Origin of the sequence: Olleya sp. ITB9, assembly GCF_001315805.1 — a bacterium.
GTDB lineage: Bacteria > Bacteroidota > Bacteroidia > Flavobacteriales > Flavobacteriaceae > Olleya > Olleya sediminilitoris.
The window spans coordinates 119857-134345 of record NZ_BCBW01000033.1 but is presented as its reverse complement, the minus strand read 5'-3'; the positions used below and the strand labels follow the sequence as shown (position 1 = coordinate 134345).

15 protein-coding genes and 1 tRNA gene are annotated in these 14489 nt (G+C 30.4%); 10 read left to right on the top strand and 6 right to left on the bottom strand.

The annotated features are described in order from the left end of the window. Positions 1 to 230: 230 nt before the first annotated feature. The 5 genes from ITB9_RS09550 to ITB9_RS09530 all read right to left on the bottom strand — a co-directional run bounded on the left by ITB9_RS09550 (position 231) and on the right by ITB9_RS09530 (position 7054). Positions 231 to 872: a response regulator transcription factor gene (locus ITB9_RS09550; protein WP_028289165.1), complete on the bottom strand. Its 642-nt coding sequence runs from the start codon at positions 870 to 872 to the stop codon at positions 231 to 233. A gap of 58 nt (positions 873 to 930) precedes the next feature. Beyond that, entirely contained in the window at positions 931 to 1383 is a 453-nt protein-coding gene (locus tag ITB9_RS09545; protein WP_028606630.1) for a retropepsin-like aspartic protease, read from the bottom strand. Continuing rightward, positions 1384 to 3927 (bottom strand): CHAT domain-containing protein, encoded by a 2544-nt coding sequence (locus ITB9_RS09540; protein WP_054852048.1) that lies wholly within the window; start codon positions 3925 to 3927, stop codon positions 1384 to 1386. 9 nt (positions 3928 to 3936) lie between these two features. Then, the gene (locus tag ITB9_RS09535) at positions 3937 to 5895 is read right to left on the bottom strand and encodes a PKD domain-containing protein (RefSeq protein ID WP_054852047.1); all 1959 of its coding nucleotides are present in this window, start codon (positions 5893 to 5895) and stop codon (positions 3937 to 3939) included. Between the two features lie 172 nt (positions 5896 to 6067). Beyond that, positions 6068 to 7054 (bottom strand): hypothetical protein, encoded by a 987-nt coding sequence (locus tag ITB9_RS09530; protein WP_054852046.1) that lies wholly within the window; start codon positions 7052 to 7054, stop codon positions 6068 to 6070. A gap of 117 nt (positions 7055 to 7171) precedes the next feature. Here ITB9_RS09530 and ITB9_RS09525 point away from each other — a divergent pair, with 117 nt between their 5' ends. The 10 genes from ITB9_RS09525 (at position 7172) to ITB9_RS09480 (ending at position 13866) form a co-directional block, all read left to right on the top strand. Next, positions 7172 to 7753, top strand: coding sequence for an RNA polymerase sigma factor (locus tag ITB9_RS09525; protein WP_054852045.1), 582 nt, complete (start codon positions 7172 to 7174; stop codon positions 7751 to 7753). A 4-nt stretch (positions 7754 to 7757) separates the two neighbouring features. Then, positions 7758 to 8513, top strand: coding sequence for a tetratricopeptide repeat protein (locus ITB9_RS09520; protein WP_054852044.1), 756 nt, complete (start codon positions 7758 to 7760; stop codon positions 8511 to 8513). Positions 8514 to 8590: 77 nt separating this feature from the next. Beyond that, entirely contained in the window at positions 8591 to 9358 is a 768-nt protein-coding gene (locus ITB9_RS09515) for a TatD family hydrolase (protein WP_054852043.1), read from the top strand. Between the two features lie 21 nt (positions 9359 to 9379). Beyond that, positions 9380 to 10411: an asparaginase gene (locus ITB9_RS09510; RefSeq protein ID WP_054852042.1), complete on the top strand. Its 1032-nt coding sequence runs from the start codon at positions 9380 to 9382 to the stop codon at positions 10409 to 10411. A 71-nt stretch (positions 10412 to 10482) separates the two neighbouring features. Then, positions 10483 to 10570, top strand: a tRNA-Ser gene (locus ITB9_RS09505). Between the two features lie 150 nt (positions 10571 to 10720). Beyond that, positions 10721 to 11500: a MotA/TolQ/ExbB proton channel family protein gene (locus ITB9_RS09500; RefSeq protein ID WP_028289157.1), complete on the top strand. Its 780-nt coding sequence runs from the start codon at positions 10721 to 10723 to the stop codon at positions 11498 to 11500. A gap of 34 nt (positions 11501 to 11534) precedes the next feature. Further along, positions 11535 to 11984 carry a hypothetical protein gene (locus tag ITB9_RS09495; RefSeq protein WP_028289156.1) on the top strand — a complete coding sequence of 150 codons (450 nt, stop codon included), beginning with the start codon at positions 11535 to 11537 and terminating at the stop codon, positions 11982 to 11984. Between the two features lie 2 nt (positions 11985 to 11986). Continuing rightward, positions 11987 to 12595: a biopolymer transporter ExbD gene (locus ITB9_RS09490; RefSeq protein ID WP_054852041.1), complete on the top strand. Its 609-nt coding sequence runs from the start codon at positions 11987 to 11989 to the stop codon at positions 12593 to 12595. A gap of 11 nt (positions 12596 to 12606) precedes the next feature. Continuing rightward, entirely contained in the window at positions 12607 to 13077 is a 471-nt protein-coding gene (locus ITB9_RS09485; protein ID WP_054852040.1) for a biopolymer transporter ExbD, read from the top strand. 93 nt (positions 13078 to 13170) lie between these two features. Then, positions 13171 to 13866 (top strand): porin family protein, encoded by a 696-nt coding sequence (locus ITB9_RS09480; protein ID WP_054852039.1) that lies wholly within the window; start codon positions 13171 to 13173, stop codon positions 13864 to 13866. Here the strand turns inward: ITB9_RS09480 and ITB9_RS09475 are convergent. After that, positions 13861 to 14466: a hypothetical protein gene (locus tag ITB9_RS09475; protein WP_054852038.1), complete on the bottom strand. Its 606-nt coding sequence runs from the start codon at positions 14464 to 14466 to the stop codon at positions 13861 to 13863. The genes ITB9_RS09480 and ITB9_RS09475 overlap by 6 nt on opposite strands. Positions 14467 to 14489 lie beyond the last annotated feature (23 nt).

The window sequence follows — 14489 nt, the reverse complement described above, 5'->3', positions numbered from 1 at the left end:
CCGTTTCAGAGCTTTATCAATTCTCTCATAAATTGATTATTCAGCACTGTAAATATACTGATTATGAGTGATATATGAAATACGTAGAACTACGTATTTTTTATTTGTAGTAGGTATCAAAAAAAAGCCCTAAAACAGTAAACTGTTTTAGAGCCTTATCAATTCTCCCAAAATTGATTAATAACCATCGTAAAGGTATAATCAATTTGGGACTTATAAAATACGTAGAACTACGTATTTTTAATAACCTCTTTATTAAGATTAGCCCATAACATTAATTCGTTATGAGACCTTTTTAGATCAAGTTTTTTTACAATATTACTACGGTGTTTTTCAATGGTTCTAGGAGAACTCATAAGTTGTTTTGAAATATCTGTAGTGCTTAATTTTTCAGCTAAAAGCTTTACTACTTTAATTTCTGTAGGTGTAAGCTTTTCTAATAACGAGTCGCTACTATATGTAACTTTTGAGTTTAAATACGAAGCTATTTCTTCACTAAAATAAGGTTCTCCTTTTATAACATTAGCAATGCATGTTTCTATTTCTTCAACTGCAAACTCTTTTAAAATGTAACCATACACGTTACAAGCTCTAGCTTTATCAAACAAATGCTCTTCATTATCAAAGGTAATTAGTATGATTTTGGTTTCTAATTCATTTTTAAAACAAGCTTCTGCAACTTCTAAACCAGTCATTTTTGGCATTCTTATGTCCAATAACGCAACGTCTGGTTTTAATTTTACAATTAAATTATATGCTGTTTGACCATCTTTAGCACTTCCTATAATATTAAAACCTTTAGAAGTAATAAAGTCTGATAAACCTCGTAGCATTAAAGGGTGGTCATCTGCGATGACAATGGAAACACTCATGTTTTTTTATTTTTTTGGGAGTTGATTGAGAGTATTAAAATTATAAAAAACTAACATGTTAGACTAATTTTTTTAAATACAAATACTTTTTTTCGTAATCTATAATAGCTTTTACTTTTTTTAAAATGTCTGCTCCAATTATACCATCAACAGTTTGTGCGTTGTGGTTTGATAGTGCAAGGTTAACGTGGCTTAAATCAAATAATACTAAAGCTAGTTTATTTATTTTTATTTTACCTATCTTAATAGTATTATTCTTGGATACTTGCGTTTGCATATCTGTAGCTCCAGCTCCAGCAGCTAATATTTTAGAGTCTTTAACCTTTTTTAGTATAAATTTTGGAGTCGCTTCAAATCCAACACAACTGTTTGATGCTCCTGTATCTAAAATAAAAAAACCTTTAATTCCGTTTATAGAAGCTTTGACTTCAAAATGGTTGGTTTTTGTTAATTTTAATTTGACTCTAGTATAACCTTTATCAAATAAAAAATCCTTTAAACTATTATCCATTTATCTTTTTCGTATTACAAAGTATAAAAGTAAAGCAATTGCCATACCAACAAAAGTAAAAAGAAGATAATTTAAGTTATAAGTGTTGTTTTTTGCTGTAACTGCACCATAATATATAAACGGACTCCAGTAATAAGGAGATTTCTTAATGTTAGAAATAGCTTTATTATTTAGGTAATCTATTTTTGATAAATGATTAGCAACAAAAGCAGAATGTGTTGACTTGTAATGTTTATAAAAAGAAGCCATGACTTGAGAGGTAGATAAATCATTAATTTTCCATAAAGAAAATAAAATATTCTCTATTCCAGCGTACTGAAAACCTCTAGGTAAATTCATACTACCTTCTCCTTTGTGTAATCTACCAATACCAGTTTCGCAAGCACTTAAAACTACTAAGTTGTTGTTTAATTTAAGGCTGTATAATTCGTTTAAAAATAATTTTTGATCAATAAAGTCTATGTTAGCTGGTATTCTAAAAGTTCCGCTATTGGCATGTGTTGATAAGTGTAATACATCATAATTTTTTGCCTGTTGTAAAGCTTCATTTTTAGTAGCTTTGTTATACATCAAAAACTTTGCGTTACTATTTTTTTTGATGCTTTCTGCCTCTTTTAAAGAGTGGGTTAGTGTCGTATTTGTGTTTTCAAAAACAGGAAACACACCTAATACTTTATTACTGTAAATAAAAGGATTTTGATTTAGGTAAAATAATGCACTTGTGTTATGGGCTAATACTTGTGTTTTGGCCACAAAAGGCATTTTAGAAAAGCTTTGTGTAGATGTTTGTTGGGTTAAAAGTGTTTCAAAAGGAATAAAATTTAAAAAGCTATCTGCAATCACAATAACATTAGTTTGTCCCTTCACATGATTAAATCCTAACAATTGATATAACTGATAAGCATCAGTAGTATATTGGGTTATATTATTATTAATGTTAGAAGAATTATCAAAATACGTTATGTAGTTAGTTATAGCAGTTTCAAATTCAGGAGTTTTTTTTATTTTAAAAAAAGCTATCGCTTTCGCGGAAATTTTAAACTGAAATATAGTTGTTTCACCATAAAAATATTCGATTAAAATAGCTTGGTCTTCTGCTAATTTTTGCTGTAGTTTTTTAATTGAAACTTCAGATGGATTTATACCTGAGTACTTTAGATTAATTTGATGATTTAACTGTTTTAAAGTTTGACTAACCTCTAATAAATCTTGACTTAAACTATTTATTAGTTTGGCGTCTTGTTGGTATTGTGCTTTTATCAATTTATTGGTTAATCGCTCTTGTTCCTGTAATCGGATTTGCTCTTGTATTAATAAACTGTCTTTTGGGTGTAATTGTAATAATGAAGTTTTACCTATGGTTTCTTTTAATACGGAAGCTTTATTTTTTTCAGCGTACTTAAATGCATTAACTATTAATGTCGAGTCTGTATTGGTAGTATATTGGTCATATAATAGAGATATGCAAGATTCACTTCGCTTTCTATTATTGGACAAATGCATTAATTTTGCTTCCTGAGAGGTTAGATTTTTAGTTAATACATTAGAAACATAAAAACTAAGGTCATAACACGATAAACTTTTTTTATAATTGGTTTGGAGTCTTGCCAATAAATCAAAAATGTCAATAAAGGTGTTTTCGGCATATAAATCTTCTTGTTTAGGAAGTGTTTTTGAATTGTAATTTGGTAATAACGTTTTTAAAGCTAGTTGTAATTGTTTTGATGAATTTTTAAAATCGTTTAATTTATAATGAAGTTGGGCTTCTTCAAACTGTAACTTTGCTTTATCTCTTACCGAAAGTAATTCTTTTTTTAAAGACACATATTTTAATTGAAAGTAATGTAATGCTAGTTTGTAATCTTTGTTTTTTAATGCTAATTGATACTGTGTTTCGTTATCAGGATTACTGTGTACTATTTTAGTCTCATTTATATTTTGGGTTTTAATAGAGCAATTGGTTATGATGCGTTTTAATTTTTGTTTTTGAGTATCTAAAATAGAGTGTAGTTGCAATCCAGCTGTAGCAATTTTAATTGCAGCTTTATAATTACCGATAGTGTAATATAGTTGAGCTAAATTTATGGCTCCACTAATACGATGTTTGTTATTATTTTTCTTTTCTGCAAGAAAAATATAGTGTTTAATAGTGTTTTCTGCATTGGTATAATCTCCTATCTTATTGTATAATATACCTAAGGGTTTTAAACAATATTCTGTAATATCATATTTAAAAATAGTATTTAATTGCTGTGTATTGTATAGCTGTAAAGCGTCTTCGTAAACCTGTATTGCTTCGGTTTGTTTATTACTATTATCTAAATAATTAGCTTTGTTAACCAGTAAAAATAAGTAAGCAAAATAATGATCTTTAGTTACTAGATTTTTTTTTAAAGTGTTTTCTGTTTTTAAAAGTGTAGAGTAGGTAGTAGGACTCCTTTTAGAGTTAAAAGTTTCGGTTGCTAGGTAAATAGCTTCTTCTAAATCTTGAGATAGTGTACTGCCAAAAGCAAGAAAGGTAATTATGAAAAGGCTAAATTTCATTTGTAAAAATTAAAATTTCCAAATGGCATAAAACTGCATGTAATTATAGTTTTCTTTAAAGCTAAAAACATAACGTGCACCTACACTTGGTCCTATTCTAGCAAAACCAGCTGTAGCCTCTAGTAAAATACCTGTTCTAAAATTGGTAAATGACGATGACTTATAGTCTTCATTAATACTTGTGCTTAAGTTAGGGACAGCAAATGTTCCAGCTTCATCTTCAAAATATGCAGTTGTGGTAGTGTTTTTACTTTTTTCGCTTATAGATAGCATACCTTGTAAACCAGTGCCTAAACCAATGTAATTATTAATATTATATCTAGCCAAAATTGGTATTTCCCAATCTATATTGTCATAAGTTGAAGTTGTTGTGGTGCGTTCATAATAAGGAAAGCCAACAGGTGTGTTTTCTACAAACGTATTTGTTACATTAGTCTGTCCATCGTATTGATGAAAACTATTTAAAAGTTCTATTTGCCAATACCATTTATAGGATTTGTAAGGAGAAACTGTGGCACCAACAAAATAACTTTTGGAATTGTCTAAATCTGAAAACGAATTGTAACCTGCTTTTACACCAATGGATAGTCCTGGTAAAAACCTAGTAGTTGAGTAATTGGTGATTATAGGGTCGTTTTTATCAAAAATGATTGCTGTACGTGATTTTGTTTTTATTTTATGAAAATCCTTGCCAAACTTAATTTTGTATTGCACAAAGCCTTTAGTTGAATCGTATACCTTGACATTTTTTTGTTGGCTACCAGGAAGATAGATGTTTTTAAAAGTAAAAATGGCTTGTTTTGCTGTGTAAGTTGTGTCTAAGCAACTAAAGTCAACCTCGTGTTTTGGGCAAATTTTTACTTTTGGATACATATCTAAAACTTCAATAGTTGCTTTGTCAAACATATCTGGTATGTCTGTTTCTAGTTTTATGGTTGTTGCAGGACCTTCTCCATTATTCTGAAATCTAATTTTAAATTTTGGTTTTTTATAACGTACCAATCTATAATTTAAAAAGGTAGCGTTTGAAGACATTTTGTTTGGATCATGAGAGGTAACAATTTCCATTTCCATGTCTTTAACATTATGATTGTCGTAGTTGTTATCCGGAATATACACACCTCTTACCGAAATTATTGCACTTGTGTCCTTAAGCATTTCTGGTGTTGTTTGTAAGGTGTAAAAGACATTGCGTTCTTCGTTGGGTTGCATATTGTCAAAACTTAATTTGCTTACATCTTTGTAGGTGGATTTGGCTTCTTCGAGTGTAAGCGGAAGATTTTGTTTCTCGGTTGAATCAATTGAAGTAACATAATCATGTACGCTTTGGTTTTCCGCGGAAGCGTAATACACAGTATTGTAGTGTTTAGAGGTGTACACTAAATCATCGTTTTCTAATGTGGTTTCGTTATGATGAGTTCTGGTATCTGTGATTGTAAAGTTTGGATTATTGTATTTTAGCTCATTATAAAACAAGTATAACTTTCCGTTTGTTGGATAGTCTTTGGTGTTTTTATATTTAAATATTACGACTATATCTTGTTCTGGTACAGGCTCTCTGTTACGTTGTAAGTCCATTGCTTGATCCATAGAGGCCTGTTCTTGGTAGTCATCATTTGTTTTATCAATTCTTATTTTTTTTGGTCTTGAGGTTGGAGGTTTTCCAGTGTCGTAATTGTTTGTAGCCCAAAGTCTGACTTGATAGTCTCCAGAATTTTTATAGGTTTTTGTTGGAGTGTTTTCTTTGCTATAGGTACCATCTCCAAACTCCCAATAGTTGGTGTAAAATGCTTTTGGTGCTCCTGCTATTTGATTTAGTGTTGGTGCATCTGCATTAAATTGTACTTGATTACCATTAGTTTTATGTTGTATAGTTGCAACGCGTGCAACTGTGTCGCTAACTGTTTTTTGTTGTGCAATACTAGAAACGGTATATAAAATAATAAGTATTAAAGACAGCTTTTTCATGTTAGTTATTAATTAATAGCACACTAAATTTAGTAATAAAATAATAGATGCTTGTTTGAGAATCTATTAACGGTAGGTTTGAGTTAATTAAACGCTAGTTTTAGTAAAGGATTAATATGTGAAAAAGTCAGAAAAATTAATTTCTGACTTTTAAATTTAAGTAGGTTAGTGGTTATGGTAAACCATTTATTAAAGCTGTTAGTGTGGCTTCTGTACCAATAGTAGTTTCTTGTATTGTAAATACTATTGTGCTGTTTGCTGCTATTGTTACTGGTTTTATTGCATATCTCCAGACTCCGTTATCTTCGGTAACAAAAATGATGTGACATTCTAATCCAATTGGGATTTGTCCATAATGTTCGCTAAATAAATTAATGGTATTATCATAAGTATCTAAAGATGCTAATCCAGAATCTTCGCCATCATAAGATAAATAAACAGCACTATTTGAAAAATTGTAACCGTTTGGAGCCTGTACTAATAATTCTGTTTTTGGTCTTGTGTCGCTATAAAAACGGTCCACGTTAGTCCAGCCAAAACCTTGTAAAAGTCCATAGTACTCATTGCCTTCTACAAATACTTCTCCTTCTTGTGCAGGACCATCTACTTCATTCCAGGTTAAGTTGTCTTCAGTGTCAATCTCTCCTTCCCAAAGTGACATTAACGGATCTGCTCCACCAGTTAGACTAGCAGGAATTATAAGTTGAAGACCACAATTGGTAGCTAATTGGTTTCCGTTTTGTGTAGCTTCTATAAAAAACTCACCACCAGAGATTAATAAGCTTTTGTCTCCATTTGGTAGTGTTCCCATTGTTGGTTTGTTAGTAGTAAGCATACTACCTTTATCAAACAACTCAATGTATTCTAAATCTACTTGACCAGTGACTGGATTTCCGTTTAGTGTTAAGCAATTCCCATTAATATTTATTTGTACTCCATTATCAGAAGTTAAACTTATATTACCATCATCTGCATTAAAAATAAAATTTTGAGTGTGATTGCTAATGGCTTCATCCCTTATGTTTTTAAATTGTGCTTCAGTAGCAGGTGTTACATTGTTTTGTTGGGTAATATTATCTCCATCATCATTTGGATTACAGCTTGTAAATACCATTGTGCTGATAAAAAAGGTTCCTAAAATTGTTTTTAAATGTTTCATAATTTATAGTTTAATGATTAATAGTTTTTGTCTGTTACACCTTTATATCAAAACCATTAAAAAATTGTTACCCTTTTTAAATAAAGTTTTTTTAAATTCGTTGAAATCAAAGGGTTTATGAGTCAAAAAAAAATACATGATGACCAGAAGTACGTAGATGGATTAGTTGCTAATAACTCGTTTATAATACAGGCTATTTATGATAAGTTTGCACCCAAAGTGGTTAATTATATTAAACAGAATAATGGAGACGAACATAGTGCTCAGGACATTATACAAGAGACAATAATTACTATTTACAATCAAGGCAGTCAAAAAAAGTTGCAATTAACTTGTCCATTTGATGCGTATTTTTTTTTGTTATGTAAACGTAAGTGGTTAAACCATTTGAAAAAAAACAATAAAAATCAGGTAACAATTAATGAAGAGGTTTTATCTAAAAATGATGACGCACAAGAACTATCTTTTGAAACCTCAGATTTTGAAAAAAAACAAGCCTTATTTAACCAAATGTTTCAAAAATTAGGAGCAGCCTGTAAAGAATTGCTTAAAGCTACTTTTAAAACCAAATCCATGGAAGAAGTTGCCAAAAGTTTAGATATAAGTTATGCTTACGCACGAAAGAAAAAATCGCTTTGCATTGGGCAATTAACCAAGTTAGTTCAAGAGTCATCAACTTTTAATCAACTTAATTATTAGTGTTATGCAAGAACAAGATTACATCCTTTTTGAAGACTATTTATCAGGTGACTTATCCAGTAAAGATCAAATTAATTTTGAAACTAGGTTAAATTCAGATCCAGAATTTAAGAAGGCTTTTACTATTTATAAAGACTTTTCAGATTACTTAGATCATGATATTAAAAATGAAAATAAAACTAAAGATTTTAAATCAAATTTAGATAATATAGCATTTCAGTATTTCAATAAAGAAAAAGAAACACAATCAAATCAAACAAGTACAAAAAACTTTAGTTTTTTAAAGTATGCAATAGCAGCAAGTGTTGTTATATTAATGGGCTTTTTTGCTTATAATCAATTAACAACACAGGTTGGGTATTCAGATTATAATACACATCAAGCTATAGATTTTTCAGTAAGAAGTACAACAGGTAATGTTGATTTATTAATTAAAACGACCAAAGCTTTTAATAGTAAACAATTTGATAAAGCAAATTTATACTTAAAACAATTATTAGAAGAAAATCCAGATAATACAGAATATAATTTTTACTACGCAATTACAAATTTAGAGCTGGATAATTTTACCGTTGCTGAAACTATTTTAAATCCATTGTCACAAGGTAGCTCAGCCTATAAAAACAGAGCCAAGTGGTATCTAGCTTTAAGTAAGCTAAAGCAAGACAATACACAAGAATGTGTGACTATACTTAAAACAATGCCAGAAGATGCAGATGATTACAGCCAAGCTCAACGTTTGCTAAAAAAACTGGAGTAAAAAAATCTTATATATAAGGATGCAAAATACTTAGTCAAAAGTCATCATAACCATGATGACTTTTTTATTTTTGCGACATGATAATTACAGATACTCATACACATTTATACAGTGAAGCTTTTGATGATGATAGAGCAGAGATGATGCAGCGTACATTAGATACAGGCGTTTCAAGATTGTTTATTCCTGCAATTGATAGCACTTACACAAATAGTATGTTGCAATTAGAAAAAGACTATCCCGAAAACGTTTTTTTAATGATGGGCTTGCATCCAACACATGTCAAGGACAATTATAAAACCGAGTTACAGCATGTTATAGACATGTTAGATACTCATAAATTTTATGCTGTTGGAGAGATAGGTATAGATTTATATTGGGACAAAAGTACATTAGCCATCCAGCAAGAAGCATTTAGAAGTCAAATACAATTGGCAAAAAAACATCAATTACCAATAGTTATCCATTGTCGAGAAGCTTTTGATGAGGTTTTTGAAATTTTAGAAGAAGAAAAAGGGCAGGACCTGTTCGGTATTTTTCATTGTTTTACAGGAGGTTTAGAGCAAGCCCATCAAGCCATTTCTTATAACATGAAATTAGGTATTGGTGGAGTAGCAACTTTTAAAAACGGAAAAATAGATCAGTTTTTAAATCAAATAGAATTAAAGCATATTGTTTTAGAAACAGACGCACCTTATTTAGCACCAAAGCCTTTTAGAGGAAAACGAAACGAAAGTAGTTATATAATAAAGGTGGTTGAAAAATTAGCCGAGATTTACCAGACAACAGAACAAACAATAGCAGATCTAACAACGAAAAATTCAAAGCAAGTTTTTGGTGTTTAACTTAAAATAAAGCCATTAAATATGACTAAAACAATTCCAAACATTCTCCTTATATATACAGGAGGAACCATAGGTATGATTAAAGATCCTGAAACTGGAGCTTTACGTGCTTTTGATTTTGAAAATTTATTAGTTCGTATTCCAGAGCTTAAGTTGTTGGAATGTACCATTGAAACTTATTCTTTTGACGATCCAATAGATTCTAGTAACATGAATCCAGATTATTGGATTCAAATAGCTGAAGTTATTGAGGATAATTATGAAGCATTTGATGGGTTTGTTGTTTTACACGGAAGCGACACGATGAGTTATACGTCTTCCGCTTTAAGCTTTATGTTAGAGCATTTAGCAAAACCAGTTATATTTACTGGGTCACAATTACCAATTGGAGATTTACGTACTGATGCAAAAGAAAATTTAATAACCTCAATACAAATTGCCTCTTTACAACATTATAATAAACCAGTTATAAAAGAAGTCGGTTTGTATTTTGAATATAAGCTTTACAGAGCTAACCGAACAACAAAGATTAATGCTGAGCATTTTGAAGCATTTGCCAGTTTAAATTATCCAGATTTAGCAGAAAGTGGTGTGCATTTAAAAGTTAATAACGAGTATTTGTTTAAACCAAATCCTAGAAAAAACTTAGTTGTACATAAAAACTTAGATCCTAATATAGCATTAATAAAACTGTTTCCAGGAATTTCAAAAAATATATTAGAAAGTATATTTAAAACCGAAGGATTAAAAGGTGTTATTTTAGAAACCTATGGAGCCGGAAATTGTACCACTCAAGATTGGTTTTTAAATTTACTAAAAAATACAATAAATAAAGGGATTCCTATTATTAACGTCACCCAATGTTCTGGTGGAAGTGTGTTAATGGGACAATATGAAACTAGTGAAAAACTAAAAAGAATAGGTCTTATATCAGGTAAAGACATCACAACAGAGGCTGCACTCTCAAAATTGATGTATTTGTTAGGAGAAAATATTTCTCCTAACTTGTTCAAAACCATATATGAAACGGCTTTACGTGGAGAAATGTCTTAAAATTAACCTTCAAAATTTTAAGTTATAGATATTTTTTTGTTATTTGCCCAACTGTAATTGACTATAATTACAGAGAGGTGGCCGAGTGGCTTAAGGCGCACGCTTGGAAAGCGTGTATGCGTTAATAGCGTATCGAGGGTTCGAATCCCTTCCTCTCTGCAAGATATTTGTTTAATATCTTGATAGTTTTTAGAAGTGTTTTAAGTAAGACTTGTATGAGTTTACTTAAGCTCTTTTGGTTATTTTTATATTTAATTGCATTTTTTTTATATCTTTAACACTTTAACTAATAAAATTAAGAACAAAAAAATGAAAAGATTATTTTCTATCCTAGCCATAGCGTGTATCATGGCATTCGGAACTGCAAATGCAACGACTAATGCAGCAATGGCTACTGCAACTACTGTAGTCCTTACACAAGATGATTCAACTGCTGATGCAACTGCAGATGCTGAGAACTTAACGTTCCACCAAGAACTTAAAAAACGTTTTATTGAAGGTGGACCAGGGTTTATGGGGATTGTATTACTATGTTTAATTCTTGGTTTAGCAATAGCTATAGAGAGAATTATCTTTTTAAACTTATCTACAACTAACTCTAAAAAATTAACTCAAGATGTTGAAGAGGCACTTCAATCAGGTGGTTTAGAAGCTGCTAAAGAAGTATGTCGTAACACAAAAGGACCTGTTGCTTCTATCTTTTACCAAGGTTTAGACAGAGCTGACGGAGACTTAGAGTCTGCTGAGAAAGCTGTTGTAGCTTATGGTGGAGTTCAAATGGGACAATTAGAGAAAAACGTATCTTGGATTTCTTTATTTATTGCATTAGCACCAATGTTAGGGTTCATGGGAACAGTAATTGGTATGATCCAAGCTTTTGATAAAATTGAAGCAGCTGGAGATATGCAACCATCACTAGTAGCAGGAGGTATTAAAGTTGCCTTATTAACTACTGTATTTGGTCTTATTGTAGCAATTATATTACAAATCTTTTACAATTACATTATTGCAAAAATAGATAGTATCGTTAACGATATGGAAGACTCTTCTATTAACTTAATGGATATGTTATCTAAGTACAAGAAATAATTCACTCAATTACTAACTTTAAAAATTAAAGATTATGCACAAGATTTTAAAAATAGTTGCTATAGTATTGAGTATTGCTGGTATAGGAGTTTTAGTTAATATCATAGCAAAAGGAGACGAAGCTATCAAGGCAGCTGCAGCTGCAACTACACCTGATACGTCTACTATTGAGCCAATGATAATAATAGCTTACATTATATTAGGACTAGTATTGTTGTTTGTTTTAGTTTTTGTTTTCAAAAACTTATTTACAGGAGGAAAATCTCTTAAAAACACTTTAATTGGTGTTGGAGCTTTTGTAGCAATATTACTAATAGCATACGCTGTTTCTGGTGGAGACACTAGAGAGTATTTTTATAACGGAATAACAGCAACTGAAGGTGAATCTACGTTAGTAGGAGCTGGATTAGTAGCATTTTATATCCTTATTTTAGGAGCAGCTGCTACAATGATATTCTCAGGTATTAAAAAATTAATTAAATAATTATGGCAAAAAGATCAGCACCAGAAGTTAATGCAGGCTCTATGGCTGACATTGCCTTCTTATTATTAATATTTTTCTTAGTAACAACAACTATTGAAGTAGATTCTGGTATTAGCTCAAAGTTACCACCAGATATTCCACCACCAGATGTTAAGATTAAACAAAAAAACATCTTTACAGTCGAGCTTAATAAAGACAACGAAATGTTGGTTGAAGATGAGCTAATGAAAATTAAGGATTTAAAAGCAGCAGCTATTAAATTTATCGACAATGGAGGAGGAGAGAATGCAGCTAAAGAAAAATGTAATTACTGTGAAGGTTTAAAAGATCCAGCATCTTCAGACCATCCAGAAAAAGCAATTATCTCTATTACACATTCTAGAGCTACAGATTACGAAACTTTTATCGTGGTTTACGATCAGTTAGTAAGTGCTTACTCAGTTTTAAGAGAGCGTTTAGCGCAGAAGCTATACAACCGTTCTTTTAAAGAAATGGAAGCCTCTTACGATGATTCTAAATCACCAGAATTTAAAAGCGAAAAATTAAAGGCGAAAATTAGCAATATTAAAGCTAAATATCCTAGAATTATTTCGAAAGCAGAACCTAAATAATTTATTAAACTATGTCAAAATTTAAAAAAGGAGGGAGTAAAGAATTGCCAGCTATTTCTACAGCATCTCTACCAGATATTGTATTCATGCTATTATTCTTTTTCATGGTTGCAACCGTAATGAGAGACAGCAGTTTGAAAATTAAAAACAATTTACCTTCTGCTGCCGAAACTGAAAAACTAGGACAGAAAAACTTGATAATGTTTATCTACGCTGGAAAACCTAGTGATCAATACAAAAGCCAAGGCGAAGAAGCTAAAATTCAGTTAAACGATAAGTTTGCTAATCTTAATGAGATTGCATCTTTCGTTGCTGCTGAGCGTGCTTCTAAACGTGAAGCTGAAATACCTCAATTAATTGCAGCTTTGAAAGTTGATAAAGAAACAAATATGGGTCTTGTATCAGATATAGAGCAACAATTAAGAAAGGTAGGGCAATTAAAAATTAATTACACTACTAAAAAAGGTAGTGGACTTAAATAATATTACTCTTAATTTTATAGCAAAAGGTGTTTTGATTTTTCAAAACACCTTTTGTTTTTTATATATTTATTGTTTTATAATTTTATCCCTACAATGAAATATTGTTTATTATTTTGTTTAACACTATTTGTAACACCAATGGTTTTTGCTCAAGAGACTATTGCTTATAAATCCGTTGTTGATTCGCTATACAGAGAAGATCAATTCTATTTGGGTGTTACTTATAATTTACTAAATAATAAGCCATTAGGAGTTAGTCAAAACTCTTTTTCAAGCGGAATTCATTTTGGTATCATTAGAGATATGCCTATTAATGCAAGACGTAATAAGGCTATTGGTGTTGGTTTAGGTGTATCATTAAATGCTTATAATCATAATTTATTAATTTCTAAGACCAATAACTCTACTACCTTTTCTGTATTAGATAATGATGATACTGATTATTCAAAGAATAAATTTTACACTTACGTAATAGAACTACCAATTGAATTTAGATGGAGAACATCTACACCAACTGAGTATGATTTTTGGAGGATTTATACAGGTTTTAAGTTGGGTTACCAATTTGCTAACGATACAAAATATAAGGGGTCACCTGAAGATTTTAGACTAAATAACGTTGATGCTTTTAATGAGTTACAATATGGTTTAACATTAAGTGCTGGTTATATTACTTGGAATTTTCATTTGTATTATGGTTTAAATACTTTGTTTGACGATGCTAAAATTAATAATGAAAACCTGGATGTTAGTGAAATAAAAATTGGTATAATGTTTTATATTTTATAACCAATACTTTAATAACATCAATTGTGGTGTTAACCCTATTATTAACCCTATTATTAATTCTTTTCCTGTGTGTGCTTTTAGGTATAATCTAGACGATGCTACTGCTCCTGTTATTAAAACCATTAAGGCTAAGCTTCCATTAATGTTAATACTAAAATGTATAGCAAAAGCTATAAAAAACATGACAACTCCTCCTGTTGCTATTAAGTGTATGCTTGCTTTAAATTTTAATATAGCTAATAACAAACAGGTTGTATTGGATATTAAAATACCCATAAAAAAATAATATAATTCTGGAATATGGTCTAACGGAAATACTCTGTATAGTATTAAGCCAATAATGAAGCTATTTACAAGCAAAGGGAATATACGCTCTTTTGCTGTTTTTAAGTGTATACTTTTTGTTTGACCTAACGTTTTAAGTAAAAAATATACCATTATTGGTAAAACAGCTGTAAGAATAAACAAAGAGATTTGTTTAGCATATATTAATTGCTCAGGTATAAATCTTGGTGATTTTTGAAAATAAAAATGCACAGCCAAGAAAGGCATTATTATAGGATGAAAAATATAAGATATGCTTTTAAGTAGCCATTTCATTTTTTCAAAAAGAGATTTAAGTT